Origin of the sequence: Bacillus sp. FSL K6-2839, from assembly GCF_038003365.1 — a bacterium.
Classification (GTDB): Bacteria; Bacillota; Bacilli; order Bacillales; family Bacillaceae; genus Bacillus.
In genome coordinates, this window is the sequence record NZ_JBBOOZ010000001.1 from 79,876 (window position 1) to 96,193 (window position 16,318).

The following is a 16,318-nucleotide window of genomic DNA, read 5'->3' on the forward strand; positions in this document are numbered from 1 at the left end:
ATAGTTTTCCCCGCTTGACGATATATGATGTAAGGGGGAATTTGTATATGAAAAAGAAAACGTTTGCGTCAAGAAGTGTCTTTTTTCAATTAATGTCTGCCATTATCGTGATCACGATCTTAACCGGCGGACTTGTTGGGACAACGGGGTATTTGTTAGCGAAACATGTCTTAATTGATGCGGGGAAAGCAGATTTAAAGCACATCGTCAGCGGAGCAATGGCCACACTTGAACAGTTGAATGATCGTGTAGAGAAAAAAGAACTGACGCTTGAACAGGCGCAGGAACAAGCCCGTATTTACTTGAGCGGGCCTAAAAATGACAACGGGAAAGGGTACCAATTTCAAAAATCAGATTTTATATATAAAAATGAAGGCTATCTCGTCGCATATGGAGCAGATTATTCCTCTCAAGTCCATCCTGTCAACGACATTGGCGTCATTCCAGATAACACGACCAATCGTGAAAAAATGGTCGCTGGAGCCAAATCAGAAGGCGAAGATGCACACTATGTGACCTATTTAGATAAGGACGATGCCACCGGGGAAGAAAAGCAAAAGCTTGCCTATATGAGCCAGTTCACGCCCTGGAATTGGAGTGTCGGCATCGCCGTCTTCCAGGACGAATTTTATAAAGAATTAGAGCAGATGAAGCTCTATATGATGCTCATTACAGCAGGTGTCGCTCTTCTCGGTCTTGGCGTCTTTTATTTAGCTGCTCGAGGAAAAGTCAGACTGCTCAAGCAAGTCACTGCTGCTTCAAAAGAAATTGCGGCGGGGAATCTTGAACGCACGAGTTTAAAAGAAACAACAGATGAAATTGGACAGCTGGCAAAAGGCTTTAATCATATGTCAGAAGAACTCAGGACACTTGTGAGCGGTCTACAGGAAACGAGCAGCCAGCTTGTTGAATCAGCGACAGATTTATCGGCGATATCTGAAGAAACCTCAGCCAGCAGTGAAGAAATTGGCCGAGCCATTGGCGACATATCGACCGGAACGCTTCATCAGGCATCTGACCTTGATGCAGCCAATCAACAAATGACCCAGTTCAATCAATCCATCGAAAATGTCAAAGAACAAAGCGACCAAATTAAACGAATCTCTGACCAATCGAGTCAATCATCGCAGCAGGGCCAGCAAATTGTTCAGCAATTAAAACAATCAAATGAACAATCAATTCAGGCGTCTAAAGGTATTAGAACAGGAATCGAGCAGTTAAGTATAAAAGTACAGGATATCTCTAAAATCACTGATACGATTGAAAGCATTTCAAATGAGACGAATTTACTAGCGCTGAATGCAAGCATTGAAGCAGCACGCGCAGGAGAGCAAGGCAAAGGCTTCTCGGTTGTGGCGAGTGAAGTGCGGAATTTAGCTGAGCAGACAAAGCAATCAGCCGTTCAAATTCAGCAAATGGTACAAGGCATTAAAGAAGAAACGACGGCAACAGCCGGTATGATGTCGAGCACAATGGATCGTTTTGCTGAGTTAGATAAAGCGGTACATGCCACAGAACATGAATTCAATGCCATCTCTGCGTCGATTTCACAAACCATCGTCGAAACAGACGCAATGGCAAAAGAGCTGAATGCATTGCTGGAGCAAAACGATCTCATCACAAAAGCGATGCATGGAGCGGCACATATTTCTCAAGAAAATGCTGCTGCTATTGAAGAAATCACAGCATCTACAGATGAACAAGTGACAGCCATCTCCAATGTGGCAAAAGCAGCAGAAAGGCTTAATGAATTAAGCATGAGATTGAATCAAGACATTGCGCGTTATCGTCTATAGATCATTTTGACTGTGTGTCTCGTATCAGGTACTATATAGTTAATCAAAACCTTGCTCACGCAATAAAAAGGAGTGTTTCGGTCATGAAAAAGAAGATATTGATGTTCTTACCCTGTGGCTATGGATACTCCACTGCTGTTTTCTTTTAGAATAGATAGAAATTGGTGAAGTCTGTCTACATGAGGAAGAATCTAGCAGGAAAATCAAAGTGAGTGAGGGATATAACATGGAAAAAATTACGAGAAAAAACCCAGAAAGTATGCCGAAGCCCGTTGGCAGCTATAGTCATATCACAAGAGTACCAAAGGGCGCGGGATTATTTGTTACATCGGGTCAAGTCGGAACAGATATGGATGGACAGGTCCCATCAAGTTTAAACGACCAAGTAACCAATACATTTGAAAATATTAAAAAAATCCTTGAATCAGAAGGATTGAATGAAGAGCATGTCATCAAGGTCAATATATGGGCAACGGAAGAAATCGACTGGGATCATCTATATCCTCAGTGGGATACGATCTTTAAAACAGCTTATCCATCAATGACGGTTGCTTATGTATCAGCTTTAGGATGGCCTGAGCTGAAAATTGAAATTGAGCTATGGTGCGCCGATATATGAACCAAAAAAAGAACAGTGCAAACTGTTCTTTCAGCGTATAGACAAACCCTCGCATTCGGTGTCAGGTCTGCGTGCCGGTGCTCACGAATGTCAAATTCGCTCCGCGCCAGTACTCGTCCTTCCTAGACTGCAAAGGTTTTCTATCACGCTGAAAATAAGACAAAAGGCTAAAATAAACATCATTTTAGCCCTTTGTCAACAATCTGAAAGAACAGTGCAAACTGTTCTTTTTTACTTGAACCGAAACCGCTTTGTCATCCATGCGGCGATAAACGTAAAGACGGTGTAGATGATGACCCAAATGAGAAAGGATTTATTCCCGTCAATATATGTGAACATGAGAATCATGCTTGCTAATAGTACAATCAAAGTTGGCATCCAAACATTCTTCAAGAGCATTGTGCCAAAAATGCCAATCAGCACGGAAATAATGGGAAAGCCGAATACAATCAATAAGACAAAAACAGCCATATTGCTAACTCCTTTAACAAGTGATTACATCAAAACATATAAGACCGATGCAGCCATGTGCGGAACTGCAAAAATCATCAAAAGAAAAGCCGTATCAAGACGCCACATGCGGTGTTCCTTTGTTTCAGAATGATAGGCTGCCCGCGTTTCTTCTCCGCTTGTCCAAGCCCCCATTAGAAGTCCAGACATCATGACGCCAATAATAGAGATTCCACCACTGATCCACCCTATCCACTCATGGTGCTGCAAAACAATAGCGGCACTGCAAATCACAATCATTGAGCAAACTCCGGCGAAAAAGGCATGTTTTTTTCTCATGCTGATTCACTTCCTTCAAAGGAGATTAGGAGATGGCATCACATATTTCAATGAAATGACCATCAGGATCAGCGACATAAGCGACGGTTTGACCCCATGGTTTCTTTGCAGGTTCTTTGATGATCGGAACCCCTTTTTCCTTCATTGATGCAATGGTTTGATCCACGTCATCCACAACAAACCCTATCTCAAACGTTTGAGAGGATTGATTTGCTTCAGGGACAGGCAATCCAAGTGCATCTTTGACATCCTGACGTGAGTTAATTGACAATGTCACATCTCCAGTATCAAACTCAACATAGGATTCAACCCTGAGTTTCATAGGAAAGCCAAGTACATGTTGATAGAAATGAATACTTGCCTCAACATCGTTTACATATAGAATGGTATATTTCATTTTCATGTGAAAAACTCCTCTCTTCATATACGTGTCAAAAACGGAAAGGTTTCCCACTCATTGTACCATATAGGAGATAAAGCATATTATATTCCAAAAAAATCTATTTTATAAGCACAATAGTCTTGAAAAACAAAAAGTGGTGACATATGATAAAAATGTAAAAATAGAAAAAATAGGGGGATCATACATGTTGAAAAAAATCATGGTGGCTGTCTTGTCATTAGGTCTTTTACTAAGCTTTACACAAGTCGACACCCACACTGCAGATGCAAAAACGGTCAAGTCCTACAAAAACTGCAAAGCACTGAACAAAGTCTATAAAGGCGGCGTGGCAAAAAGCAAAAACACGAAAAACAAAGGCGGCAAAACAAAGTACAAGCCGTATGTGTCAAAAGCACTTTACCAAAAAAATATGCGACTTGACCGTGATAAAGACGGCATTGCGTGTGAACGCTAAGCCAATGCAAAGAGACCTGTAACAAGGTCTTTTTTCTATGGGATCAAACTCGTCCCTTTGTGCCAGCTTCCTCTTTATATTAAAATAAAGATAGTTACAAAAAATGATACAAAGTGGGGTACTCAATTTGTCCATACAAGCTGATAAGAAAGACATCCGATTGATTGCCATTGATATGGATGGCACGCTGTTAAACAGTGAACACGTCATTCCAGAGGAAAATAAACAAGCCATTAAAGATGCTGAAGCAAAAGGGGTCCATGTGGTCATTAGCACAGGGCGGACGCTGATGACATGCCGAGAGCTGGTTGAGCCGCTTAAGCTGTCTTCTTACCTTGTGACAGCAAATGGAAGTGAAATCTGGGATTCAAACTTCCAACTGATCGAACGAGATCTGCTGCATCCTGATCACGTCCAAATGATGTGGGATCTAAAAAATAGGTTCGAAACCGATTACTGGGCTTCCACTGTGGAGAAAGTGTGGAGAGGTGAATTCCCAGAACGAATTCATGACCATGAATGGTTGAAATTTGGCTTTGATATTCATGATGATGACGTTCGTGAGGAAGTACTTAATACATTGAAAGCAAATGAGCATCTAGAGATCACAAATTCAAGTCCGACCAATATCGAAGTCAATGCGGCAGGGATTAACAAAGCTGCGGCTCTTGCAAAGGTAGCAGAACGCATTGGCTGTACGATGGACAATGTCATGTCACTTGGCGACAGCCTAAATGATATGGCCATGATTCAAGAAGCCGGATTAGGAATTGCGATGGGAAATGCGCAAGAAGTGGTGAAAGAAGCCGCTGATTGGATTACAGCTCCTAACACAGAACACGGTGTAGCAAAAGCCATCCAACATTGGGTGCTATCTAAATGAAGAACATGATGAAAAAGCGAGAGGCGATATCCTCTCGCTTTTTTAATTTCTCCTAGTTCTATTGTTATGTTTTCTGACAATGTCATGTGCAATCTATCCAAAATTGATATAATCAATATAAATTCGAATATTCGGACTTTATATTCCGTTATTCGGAACGACAAGGAGGGATCCTATGTTTCAAGTAGATATCAACTGTGATTTGGGAGAAAGCTTTGGTCAATACACAATCGGTGCGGACGAACAAATTCTTGAATATGTCACGTCAGCCAACATTGCTTGCGGTTTTCATGCAGGAGATCCAACGGTCATGAGAAAAACGGTCAGAATGGCGCTGGATAAAGGGGTCCAAATTGGTGCGCATCCAGGTTTGCAAGATTTGGTCGGCTTTGGCAGACGTCCAATGGCGATCTCGGCAGAGGAAGCCTATGATCTCGTCGTCTATCAAATTGGCGCTCTATCAGCCTTTCTCAAGGCAGAAGGCGGCACGATGCAGCATGTCAAGCCGCACGGCGCCCTTTACAACATGGCGGCTAAAAATACTGAATTATCTGAATCGATTGCAAAGGCTGTGTATCATGTCGATCCAAGTCTTGTGTTATTCGGTCTCTCAGGCAGTGAACTTGCGTTAGCAGGTGAGAGAATTGGCCTTCAAGTGGCTCATGAAGTATTTTCTGATCGGACCTATCAAGCAGACGGGACGCTGACATCCCGCCGCGAACCACATGCACTCATTGAAGATGATGAACGGGCCGTTCAGCAGGTCGTTCGTATGGTGAGAGAAGGGAAGGTACATACCGTTCAAGGGGAAGACATTTCGCTTAAAGCAGATACGGTCTGTATTCACGGAGACGGCAGCCATGCGCTTCAATTTGCCAAAATCATTACATCAAAACTAAAAGAAGCGAGTATTCATCTCAAAGCCTTTCAATAAAAATCGTCATCAAAGGGGGAAACAGCATGAAAAAAGAGGAAGTCAAGCACACGAAGGCACCAAAGGGGAATCGTTCTATGCTGATGGGCGCAGCCTTTTTAATGGCGACGTCCGCAATAGGACCGGGATTTTTAACACAAACGACTGTCTTTACACAGCAGCTTGCGGCTAGCTTTGGGTTTGTCATTCTCATCTCTATTTTGTTGGATATTTTTGCACAAACGAATGTATGGCGCATCATCGCCGTGTCAGAAAAGCGAGGTCAGGATATTGCGAATATGGTTCTGCCGGGGCTCGGTTATGTGCTGGCCTTTTTGATTGTCATTGGGGGACTTGCCTTTAACATCGGAAATATCGCTGGTGCTGGTCTCGGTTTTCAGGTCATCTTCGGAGTCGATCCGCGAATCGGAGCAGGGGTCAGTGCTGTCATTGCCATTCTGATCTTTGTGATCAAAGAGGCTGGAAAAGCGATGGACCGTTTCACACAGGTAGCAGGCTTTGTCATGATCGGCCTGATGCTGTATGTGGCGATTTCAACAGCGCCGCCCGTTGGGGAAGCAGCACTCAGAACATTTGTCCCAGAAGAAATTGATATTCTATCGATTGTGACACTTGTCGGGGGGACAGTTGGCGGCTATATCGTTTTTGCTGGCGGACATCGTCTATTGGATGCTGGAATTAAAGGGAAAGATGCACTTCCTCAAGTGACAAAAAGCTCTGTTTTCGGCATCCTGATTACATCTGTGATGCGTGTCGCTTTATTTTTAGCCGTGCTAGGAGTGGTCTCAAAGGGTTTACAGATTGATCCAGCGAATCCGCCTGCTTCTGTATTCCAGTTAGCGTCTGGAAATGTTGGATATAAAATGTTCGGGATCATTATGTGGGCTGCGGCGATTACATCGGTTATTGGAGCGGCTTACACATCTGTTTCTTTCTTTAAAACCTTCTCGCCAAAAATTGAGCAAAATCAACGTGGCATTATCATCGGCTTTATTGCCCTCTCTACTATTTGTTTTATTACGATCGGACGACCTGTAAACATATTAGTTTTAGTTGGGGCGATCAATGCATTGATTTTACCTCTCGCACTTGGCACCTTGCTGGTTGCGGCCTATAAGAAAGAAATTGTCGGCGATTACCGTCATCCATTCTTTTTGACAGCGTCAGGTGCATTGGTTGTCATCATCATGGCTTTGATGGGCGGATATACCATTATGACTGAAATCCCGAAACTATGGAGTTGATTTGAATGAGTATTGATCAAACATATGAGCCTTCACAGATCAGAGAGTTGATTCGTAAAAAAGAAATCACAGGACCAACGGCGGGTTTAGCAGAGGGATATGCTCAAGCCAATTTAATGATCGTTAAAAAGGAACTTGCCTTTGACTTTCTTTTGTTTTGTCAGCGCAATCCGGCTGCATGCCCCTTGCTTGATGTACTGGAGCCGGGTGATCCAGTGCCGAGACGGTCGGCACCCCAAGCGGATATTCGTACGGACTTTCCTAAATACCGTATTTACCGAAAAGGGATTCTTCAAGAAGAGGTTTCAGATATCTCTGCTTATTGGGAGGATGATATGGTTGCCTTTCTCATCGGTTGCAGTTTTACGTTTGAGCATGCGCTCATGCTGAATGATATCCCTGTTCGCCATATTGAAAACGGTCATAACGTTCCGATGTATCAAACGAATATCTCTTGTGAAAGAGCAGGGGTGTTTCATGGCCCGATGGTTGTCAGCATGAGGCCCATTCCGGCGCATCAGATTACAAGAAGTGTACAAGTGACGTCTAGATTCCCGTCAGTTCATGGCGGCCCCATCCATATAGGCGACCCAGCGATGATTGGAATTGCCAATGTGGATCAGCCGGACTTTGGAGAACCATCTGTGATCAAAGAAGGAGAAGTTCCGGTGTTTTGGGCATGTGGTGTGACGCCGCAGGCCATTGTCATGCATACAAAACCAGACATTGCGATTACCCATGCACCTGGGCATATGTTCATCACAGATCAAAGAGATCAACAGCTCGGTGTGCTTTAGAAAGAGAGGGATCCTCAAGTGGCATTTTCAACGATAAAAGATTTTATCACCTTCCACCCGCTAGGAGATGCAGCGATCGTTATCCAAGCAGGAGCAGACATATGTGAAGAGATTCATGAGCGTGTTGTGCAGCTGTTTTCGTGTATTGAGCAGCATCCATTTGCTGGATATGTGGAAGCTGTTCAAGCCTTTACAAACTTGACTGTTTTTTACGAGCCTTATACTGTTCATCAATCTGCCCACCTTCAAAAAAAGGACTTGTCTCCGTATGAATGGGTGAAAAACTATATTGAAACACTTCTTGAAGAGAAATGGCAGGAGGGGGTTCAGTCGAAGCGCCGCATCGTCGATATTCCAGTCTGCTACGGGGGAGAGGTGGGACCTGATTTAGAAGAAGTCGCCCGGATCAATCGTTTAACACCTGAGGAAGTCGTGCGTATTCACACCGCAGGGACGTATCTTGTTTATATGATTGGATTTGCCCCGGGGTTTCCATTTTTAGGCGGGCTGTCTGAAAAGATCGCAGCCCCGCGCAGGGAAACACCGAGAATGTCCATTCCAAAAGGATCTGTCGGCATTGCGGGAAAGCAGACCGGCGTTTACCCCATTTCCACACCCGGCGGCTGGCAGCTCATTGGACAAACCCCGCTGCCACTCTTTTACCCAGACGAGAAAGTCCCAAGTCTATTGAGAGCAGGGGACGAGGTCAGATTTGTCCAAATGTCTGAAAAGGAATTTTTCAGCATGAAGGAGGCAGAACGTTGAGTATTCATGTCATCAAGTCAGGAATGTTCACAACCATTCAAGATAAAGGTCGGAAAGGCTATCAAAAGTATGGCGTCTTAACGAGCGGCGGCATGGATCCGCTCTCACTTAGAATTGCCAACATTCTCACAGGCAACGAGGAAAACGAAGCCGTACTGGAAATAACTTTAATGGGGCCGGGTCCTGTGTTGACGTGTCAAAAGGATGAGCTTATTGCAGTGACTGGCGCTGACGTGGAAATCGACATCGATGGAGAGCCAGCCCCTTTATGGAAGCCGCTCTTTGTTCGATCAGGAAGCACGATCACCTTTGGTCCTTGTAAGAGAGGCTGCCGCGCTTACCTTGCTGTGGCAGGTGGATTCGATGTGGAGCCGGTCATGCAGAGCAAAAGCACCTATGTGAGAGCAGGAATAGGTGGACTGAACGGACGTCCGCTTGAAAAAGGAGACGTCCTGTCCATTGGAAAGCCTTCAATCGTAGCGGATCGATTGTCTGATAGGCTCAAAAGCGAAGTGAAACAGGCGGCGTACAGCGCACCCGATTGGACTGTAAGTCATACGCATTTTTTGCCGCTGCGGAAATCGCCCGTGATTCGGGTGCTGCCAGGGAGACACCTTTCTTTTTTTCAAGAAATATCTCAACACACCTTTTTCGAACAGCCTTACCAAGTCACGCCTCAATCAGATCGCATGGGCTGCCGCTTGAAGGGGGAGCCGGTTCATTTAAAAGAAAAGCTTGAATTGATTTCAGAAGCGGTTGCCTTTGGTTCTATTCAAATTCCTCCTGACGGCCAGCCGATTATTCTGCTGGCAGATCGGCAAACAACAGGCGGATACCCGCGTATTGGAGAAGTAGCGACGGTCGATCTGCCGCTCATTGCACAAGCGATGCCTGGGGCGAATCTGTATTTTAAGCGAATCGATCATCAGGACGCAGAGCAGGCGCTATTTAAGCAAGAAGCAGAATTGAAGGAGCTGGCTGCCAGAATCAAGCTGGAAGCATTCGTTTAGAAAAGGGGATGGACATGCAAAATACAAATAAAACCGTGGTGAAATCAATGGAGATTTTGCGGCTGTTTATCGCTCGTGACCAATTAACGTTAAATGAAATGATCGAGCTCTCCGGCATGCCGAAAACGTCTGTGCACCGCATGGCGAGCTCGTTAGCCGATATGGGATTATTAGAAAAACATGATTCAGGTGTTTATCGGTTAGGTCTGATGTTTCTAGAATACGGTCAGCTTGTGGCGGACCGCCTTGATATTCGGAGAATTGCAAGACCATTTATGGAAGGCTTGCGGGATGAAGTGGGAGAAGCTGTACAGCTCATCGTTCGTGAAGGAGACGAAGCCATTTACGTGGATAAAATCGAAGGGACGCAGCCTGTTCGTCTCTACACCGCCGTCGGCAGGCGCTCTCCCCTATATGCGGGTGCTTGTGCAAGAAGTATTCTCTCCTTTTTACCAGAGCGCGAGAGACTCGCTTATATTGATTCGATTGAGCTAGGGAAAATCGGAATCGGGACCATTACAGATAAAGAGGTTCTTCGAAACATACTGGATGAATCAAATGAAAGGGGCTATACGTTAAGCTATTCGGAGCTTGAAAACTATACCGCTGCGGTTGGAGCCCCTATTTTCAATCACCTTGGAGAAGTCGCAGCAGGTATTAGCATTGCAGGGTTTGAAGCAGGCTATCAAAAGGAACGCCTTCCATATTTAATTGAGCAGGTCAAAAAAGCCGCGATCGGTATCTCCAGAGAATTAGGCTTTCATCTAAACAAATAAAAAGCCAATGACCGTTAAGATCATTGGCTTTTCGCGTTCAGTTTATTAGAAAGTTTTTCCTAAAGCTTTTGCACGTTCGATCGCATCTGCTTTAATTTGCTCTGCTTTCGCAGGTTCAGCATTGTGACCTTCAACGATAAGACCTTCGAAGGAAGGAATTCCGAAGAAGCTCGCAATTGTACCAAGGTAACGGTGGCCTGCTTCAAGTTCAGCAGCAGGACCTTCAGAATAGTATCCGCCACGTGCTTGGATGTGTAGAGCTTTTTTGTCTGTTAATAATCCAACAGGACCTTGCTCAGTGTATTTGAATGTTTTACCAGCTACAGCAACAGAGTCGATGTATGCTTTAAGAACTGGTGGGAATGAGAAGTTCCAAAGTGGTGAAACAAATACATATTTGTCAGCAGAAACGAATTGATCGCTTAATTCGTTTAGGCGAGCAACTTTCGCTTGCTCTTCAGCTGAAAGTGTATCGAAGCCAGCACCTGATTGCAGCTTGCCCCAGCCAGCGAATACATCTGCATCAATGTGAGGGATGTTTTCTTTGTACAAATCGATATGTACAACCTCGTCACTTGGGTTTGCTTCCTTATAAGATTCGATAAATGCTTTAGCAGTAGCCATACTGTAAGAAACTGTTTCATCATGCGGATGTGCAGTGATGTATAAAACTTTTGCCATGTTCATTCAATCCTTTCTGTTTCAGTGATTTTTTTAGCGTATCCCAAAGATACACTGAATATGTGGCATCTTTAATCATATTGGAATGCTACGAAAAAGATGTAACAAGTACAGTTACATAAAAACTGATATTTTCATTGTAATCACAATGTAGTTTGAAGTCAAGGTATAAAGTCTCGAAATCAAGATAAAAAGTTTGTAAATTTTTCTGAAACGCTTGGAGATACGGATTTCATCATAAAAACCTACTCCTATTGAACAAAAAAACAGTCGATCTCGCAAGTAAAGAGTTTATAAAGACGTCTCATGAAAAAAAAGATGAATGCCCCTAAGCCATCTGCTACAAGCATCTGTTCTCCGATTTCGTATATATAAGAGAAGGCAGGAGAGAGTGAGGGATAAGAGTGGGACGATCCTATGTTGCGATTGGAGATTCCTTAACAGTGGGAGTGGGGGCACGTTTATTTGGCGGAGGCTTCGCTGAGCGGTATCAATGGATGCTTGAAAAAAAGACACAGGCGTCAGTCGAGCTGTCCGTATTTGCAAAGTCAGGGTTAACGACGGATCAGATTTTACAGCTGTTCAAACGATCTGATGTGAGGCGTGCTATTGCACCAGCTGACATCATCACCATCACAGGCTGCGGGAATGACCTTGTTCAAGCTGTTCAGCAGTATGAAGAGGGTGAAGATGAAAAGAAATTGCTGCAAGCGACCTTGCATTGCCAAGCGAATTTTAGCAAGATGATTCAAGAAATCGCTCATATCAAAAGAGGGCAGCAGCCCTATTGCGTGTATCTCATGAATTTATATAATCCTTTTCCACAAATACCAATAGCGGGGCGGTGGCTTCAGCAATACAATCATCAGCTTCGCTTGCTTGCTGCAAATCCGCATGTAGAGGTTGTGGATGTGTACCGGGCGTTTGAGGGACATGAAAGAGATTACTTATCGATTGATCAATTTCATCCGAACCATAAAGGATATGAAGCAATGGCAAAAGCATTGTTTCAACAATCCTGGAAACAGCTGTAATCCGTTGGGGTTGCAGTTTTTTTCATCCTTTTCAATAAATGACGGTTTCGATATGATAAAAGAAACGAAGGCGAAAGAGGTGTGCAGGCATGGAGGAAATCAGTGCATATTTTCATGAAATGACAGGAACCGCTTATGAAGTGGGAAAACAGCAGGCTGTCTGGTTTAAGGAGAACCCGTTGCTACAGACACAATATATTCGAACAGAACCGCTAGAAAAAGAGGCTGTGAAGGAAACGAAGCAGCTGATGCGCCCTCATCTTCCTCAGTTAGAAGAAGAGATTGCTGGATTTTGTGATGAACTGCAATTAGATGAGCGTTATTTGACCTTTTTCTATTCATCTCATCTTCAGCCAGGCTGTTCCCACTGCGTGAGGCAGGGGAATATGGCGGCCGGTCAACAAACGGTCATGCTGCGTAACTATGATTTCTCCCCGATATTTGATGATATGCGTCTTGTAACGACACATGTGAAGAGCTTGGCATCTCATACAGGCTCGTCGCTGCTCTTGTTTGGCAGATCTGATGGGATGAATGAGCATGGTCTTTCTGTCACATTCTCTGCTTGTGGTCCGCCGGTTGGAAATGAACCTGGTTTAAAGCCGCCAGCAGTTGCCGGCTTGCAAGTGTATCATGTGATTCGATCTGTTCTGGAAAACTGTAGAACGGTTGAGGAAGCCATTCACTCTATTCAGGAAATGCCCGTTGCCTCAAATGTTCACCTCATGCTTGCCGATCGAAAAGGAGAAGCGGCTGTGATTGAAATCATTGATGGTCGCAAAATGGTCAGAAGACCGGAGGCAGGTTATATTGCAGCCACAAATCATCCGATTGCTGATCAAACAGGAAAAGGGATGACCAAACATCATTCTATTGTCAGATACGACATGTTAATGGAGGCTTTAGAAGAACAACGATCAAGTGATTCTCTTGCTAAGCTGTTCAAGACAGAATTTCCAGATGGTCTGACTGTGCACAATTATGAGGAGCTGTTTGGGACGATGCGAACCGTCATCTTCCGCCCGGAGGAAGGAACGATGGATTATTGCTTTGGCTCTCCAGTATACAACCCGACGTATTCTTTAAAAGCTGGGGGTTCACTGCCTTTTCATGAACAAAAGGTTCAATTTCATCAAAAGGATCATGGACCGTCATTTTGGAGAAACGTATGATCGGACGTTGTATTTAATTTTGTCACAGTCCATTTGCCAAAGTCAGATCAACTTAAGATTGCATCGTTTGTTGAAAGCGTTTTATATTAAGGTGTGACAATAGACCTATTTTTGCAGAAGGAGGCATTTCATGTACATAACGGCACGAGAACAGAAGATCATCAAATACATCATTCAGCAAAATCGTTATGTCACCATTCGTGAGATAGCCGATTCTGTTCAGGTGAGTACAAGAACGATTCATAGAGAACTAAAATCGATTAAGCCCATATTAAAGAATTATGATCTTTCACTAGATAAACAGCCGGGGAAAGGCTTGAAGGCAGTCGGTGAACAGGAGGATAAACAGCGGCTTCTTGCTCATATGTCAAATGAGGATCAAATTGAATATAGCTCTGACGAACGGAAGCTCTTAATATTATGTGCCCTGCTTGAAGCAAAGGAACCGGTGAAATTATATACACTCGCAGCCGATTTGCAGGTAACAAATGCGACCATCAGCTATGACTTAGATGAACTGACAGAGTGGATCGCTCCTTACGGTTTGCAGCTGATCCGAAAACGCGGGTATGGCATTGAATTAAAAGGACCGGAAGAAGCAAAACGAAAGATTGTCGGGAACCTTATTGTTGACCGGCTCGATATTCAATTATTTTTAGAAACAATTGAAATGAATATCAAACATCGAACGAAAGCGACGGAAAAGGTGTTTGGCGTTGTCAGCAGAGGGCAGCTGCTTAAGGTAGAAAGACTGCTCTTTCATTTGAAAAATAGACTGTCACTCTCCTTATCTGATAGTGCCTATATTGCGCTTGTCGTTCACTTAACCTATGCCATTGAACGGATTCAGCTTGGTGAAACCATTCGAATGGAAGAGGAAGAGCTGCTTGAACTAAAGCGGACGAAAGAATTTGAATCATCACTGCGAATCGCAAGAGCACTTGAGCGCATGTTTAATGTGGAGATCCCTGAAGCAGAGGTCGGTTATATGACCATCCACCTGCGCAGTGCAAATCGCAGCTTTGGGGCAGAATACCGTATTGATGAAATCGAGCTGGATATTGCAATTAGAACGAAGAAGCTCATTGATTTTATTTCAAATAAAACCGGCTATCATTTAAATGAGAATGATTCATTGTATGAGGGACTCGTGTCTCATCTTGAACCTGCCATGAACCGTTTAAAGGAAAAGATGAGAATCTATAATCCGCTCACACAACAAATAAAAAAAGACTACTTTTTGCTGTTCATGGCGATTGAAGAAGGAGTCGAGCGTTTCTTTCCAGAGATTGAATTTCCAGAGGATGAAATTGCCTTTATAGTGCTTCACTTTGGCTCAGTGCTTGAAATCAAAAAAGAAGAAACAAACATTCATGCACTAGTCGTTTGTTCAAGCGGGATTGGTTCCTCCAAAATGCTCGCCTCGCGGCTAAAAAAAGAATTACCGGAGATCGCCAAATTCGATTTATCCTCCTTAATGGAGCTAAAGGAAATTGATGCATCGAGCTATGACATGATTGTATCGACTGTTCCGATCCCATATGACCATATCGATTACATCATGGTCAGTCCGCTCCTAAACGAGGATGACGCCATGCGTGTGAAAGCTCATATTAAACGGAAGATCCCTTATATGATCGAGAAAAAAAGAACAAAAGAAGCTGTTAAAGAATCTGTGCAAGAAACGGTTGATATGATGGCGGTTGCAGAGCAGGTGACGAATTATATGTCTGTGATTCGCAGCATCTTGTCCCATTTTACCATCGAAAATAGAGAGACGCTGCCGCAGCATGAGGCAACAATCAGACAGCTGCTTCGTCAGCTTGAAGAAGAAGGATCTATCACACATGCGGATGATGTAGCGAGCGGCTTACTGGAACGTGAACAGCAAGGCGGTTTAGGCATACCTGGTACCGAGTTTGCTCTTTTTCATTTAAAGCATGAATTCATCAAGGAACCAATCTTTCATATTTACGATCTTGATCAGGCATACGAGGTGAAAAGCATGGACGGCGGGCAGCAAATGATGTCACGAATGCTTATGATGCTGGCGCCGCAAAAGCTTGGCAAGGAAGGGTCTGAAATGTTTAGTCTGATCAGTTCATCCATCATTGAAAGTGAGGAAAGCATGGTGCTTTATGGACAGGGATCAAAGGAAGAGATTGAACAGAAATTGCATCAGCTGTTCTATCAATTTGTAAAAGAAGCAAAATGGTAAGAAAAAAAGCCGAGAGCTTATTCGCTTCTCGGCTTTTTGGCTGTGACACAGACAGCAAGTGTTGGACGAATTTCCTCATACTCAACAGAAAAATGGTCAAACCCCGCAAACTGTAAGTCATTCAATATGTTTTCACCCATCTCTTTTGTCCGGCTCGCATCAGCACCTTTTTCTCTTGGCTGCATCACAATGACGAGTTTTCCGCCTGGTTTCAACGTGTGATAAAGGTTGAGTAGGCCAGTCTTTGGATCATCCCAAATCGTAAAGTTGTTGACAGACAGTACTTTGTCATACTGCTCTCCGGGCAAGCGTGTTTTCTCGATTTTCCCTACATACAGCCGGACCTGTTTGTCTTTTGACCGTTTGCTGACGCGGGACTGTGCTTGCTCCTGCATGGTGGCGGAGGCATCTAGACCATCAATGTGAAGATCTTCATAATGCTTAAGCATATGTTTGATGCTGTAGCCGGGCCCATAGCCGATTTCCAAAATGTTTTCACTATCTGTCAGATCTAAGTGCTGGATGGCCCACTGATTCAATGCTTTATTTTCATTTGCCATAATGAAGCCTGCGATGCTTCCGAGCCAGCCTTTTGGTCTGCTAAAGGTTTTCGAAATGGTTGACAGCATTTGAGAACGCTCCTTTTTAATGATCATGTAACCGATTTTTCCCATCTTGAAACATGCCAATTTACAAAACGCATCTGTGCAGTTTAGGGATGTTTGAGTAAAAAAAAGAGGTGG

The 16,318-nt window shown here is 43.9% G+C and carries 18 protein-coding genes; 13 read left to right on the top strand and 5 right to left on the bottom strand.

Translation table 11 applies throughout. The features are described from left to right. The first annotated feature begins 47 nt into the window (after positions 1 to 47). Positions 48 to 1,796 carry a methyl-accepting chemotaxis protein gene (locus MHH26_RS00195; RefSeq protein ID WP_334750796.1) on the top strand — a complete coding sequence of 583 codons (1,749 nt, stop codon included), beginning with the start codon at positions 48 to 50 and terminating at the stop codon, positions 1,794 to 1,796. Positions 1,797 to 2,022: 226 nt separating this feature from the next. Continuing rightward, positions 2,023 to 2,415, top strand: coding sequence for a RidA family protein (locus tag MHH26_RS00200; RefSeq protein WP_060595555.1), 393 nt, complete (start codon positions 2,023 to 2,025; stop codon positions 2,413 to 2,415). Positions 2,416 to 2,646: 231 nt separating this feature from the next. Here MHH26_RS00200 and MHH26_RS00205 read toward each other — a convergent pair whose 3' ends face one another. The 3 genes from MHH26_RS00205 to MHH26_RS00215 are packed head-to-tail and all read right to left on the bottom strand — an operon-like array spanning position 2,647 to position 3,607. Continuing rightward, entirely contained in the window at positions 2,647 to 2,886 is a 240-nt protein-coding gene (locus tag MHH26_RS00205; protein ID WP_340971686.1) for a DUF2651 family protein, read from the bottom strand. Positions 2,887 to 2,910: 24 nt separating this feature from the next. Next, entirely contained in the window at positions 2,911 to 3,204 is a 294-nt protein-coding gene (locus tag MHH26_RS00210; protein WP_334750798.1) for a DUF5316 domain-containing protein, read from the bottom strand. Between the two features lie 25 nt (positions 3,205 to 3,229). After that, on the bottom strand, positions 3,230 to 3,607 hold the full coding sequence (locus MHH26_RS00215) for a VOC family protein (protein ID WP_066031314.1): 378 nt from the start codon (positions 3,605 to 3,607) through the stop codon (positions 3,230 to 3,232). Positions 3,608 to 3,791: 184 nt separating this feature from the next. Between MHH26_RS00215 and MHH26_RS00220 the strand changes: the two genes are divergently transcribed. From MHH26_RS00220 to MHH26_RS00255, 8 genes are all read left to right on the top strand, one after another. Further along, the gene (locus MHH26_RS00220; protein WP_080769491.1) at positions 3,792 to 4,061 is read left to right on the top strand and encodes an excalibur calcium-binding domain-containing protein; all 270 of its coding nucleotides are present in this window, start codon (positions 3,792 to 3,794) and stop codon (positions 4,059 to 4,061) included. Between the two features lie 103 nt (positions 4,062 to 4,164). Then, complete coding sequence (locus MHH26_RS00225; RefSeq protein ID WP_370876201.1) at positions 4,165 to 4,944, top strand: Cof-type HAD-IIB family hydrolase; 780 nt, start codon at positions 4,165 to 4,167, stop codon at positions 4,942 to 4,944. Positions 4,945 to 5,119: 175 nt separating this feature from the next. Then, positions 5,120 to 5,878: a LamB/YcsF family protein gene (locus tag MHH26_RS00230; RefSeq protein WP_334750799.1), complete on the top strand. Its 759-nt coding sequence runs from the start codon at positions 5,120 to 5,122 to the stop codon at positions 5,876 to 5,878. Positions 5,879 to 5,904: 26 nt separating this feature from the next. Beyond that, on the top strand, positions 5,905 to 7,122 hold the full coding sequence (locus MHH26_RS00235; RefSeq protein ID WP_066031313.1) for an NRAMP family divalent metal transporter: 1,218 nt from the start codon (positions 5,905 to 5,907) through the stop codon (positions 7,120 to 7,122). 5 nt (positions 7,123 to 7,127) lie between these two features. Then, positions 7,128 to 7,919 (top strand): putative hydro-lyase, encoded by a 792-nt coding sequence (locus tag MHH26_RS00240; RefSeq protein WP_106043456.1) that lies wholly within the window; start codon positions 7,128 to 7,130, stop codon positions 7,917 to 7,919. A gap of 18 nt (positions 7,920 to 7,937) precedes the next feature. Then, complete coding sequence (pxpB, locus tag MHH26_RS00245) at positions 7,938 to 8,684, top strand: 5-oxoprolinase subunit PxpB (RefSeq protein WP_340971691.1); 747 nt, start codon at positions 7,938 to 7,940, stop codon at positions 8,682 to 8,684. Further along, on the top strand, positions 8,681 to 9,694 hold the full coding sequence (locus MHH26_RS00250; protein WP_034664037.1) for a 5-oxoprolinase subunit C family protein: 1,014 nt from the start codon (positions 8,681 to 8,683) through the stop codon (positions 9,692 to 9,694). The genes pxpB and MHH26_RS00250 overlap by 4 nt, the downstream gene beginning before the upstream one ends. 14 nt (positions 9,695 to 9,708) lie before the next feature. After that, positions 9,709 to 10,470 carry an IclR family transcriptional regulator gene (locus tag MHH26_RS00255; protein ID WP_340971694.1) on the top strand — a complete coding sequence of 254 codons (762 nt, stop codon included), beginning with the start codon at positions 9,709 to 9,711 and terminating at the stop codon, positions 10,468 to 10,470. 45 nt (positions 10,471 to 10,515) lie between these two features. Here MHH26_RS00255 and MHH26_RS00260 read toward each other — a convergent pair whose 3' ends face one another. Beyond that, a complete protein-coding gene (locus MHH26_RS00260) occupies positions 10,516 to 11,151 on the bottom strand; it encodes an FMN-dependent NADH-azoreductase (RefSeq protein ID WP_034283819.1) in 636 nt (211 codons plus the stop codon). Positions 11,152 to 11,555: 404 nt separating this feature from the next. Here MHH26_RS00260 and MHH26_RS00265 point away from each other — a divergent pair, with 404 nt between their 5' ends. The 3 genes from MHH26_RS00265 (at position 11,556) to MHH26_RS00275 (ending at position 15,575) form a co-directional block, all read left to right on the top strand. Further along, on the top strand, positions 11,556 to 12,185 hold the full coding sequence (locus tag MHH26_RS00265; protein ID WP_340971697.1) for a GDSL-type esterase/lipase family protein: 630 nt from the start codon (positions 11,556 to 11,558) through the stop codon (positions 12,183 to 12,185). 89 nt (positions 12,186 to 12,274) lie between these two features. Further along, entirely contained in the window at positions 12,275 to 13,357 is a 1,083-nt protein-coding gene (locus MHH26_RS00270; protein WP_340971699.1) for a C45 family peptidase, read from the top strand. A gap of 130 nt (positions 13,358 to 13,487) precedes the next feature. Next, on the top strand, positions 13,488 to 15,575 hold the full coding sequence (locus tag MHH26_RS00275) for a BglG family transcription antiterminator (protein ID WP_340971702.1): 2,088 nt from the start codon (positions 13,488 to 13,490) through the stop codon (positions 15,573 to 15,575). Positions 15,576 to 15,592: 17 nt separating this feature from the next. Here MHH26_RS00275 and MHH26_RS00280 read toward each other — a convergent pair whose 3' ends face one another. Then, positions 15,593 to 16,204 (bottom strand): class I SAM-dependent methyltransferase, encoded by a 612-nt coding sequence (locus MHH26_RS00280; protein ID WP_060595568.1) that lies wholly within the window; start codon positions 16,202 to 16,204, stop codon positions 15,593 to 15,595. Between the last annotated feature and the right edge of the window lie 114 nt (positions 16,205 to 16,318).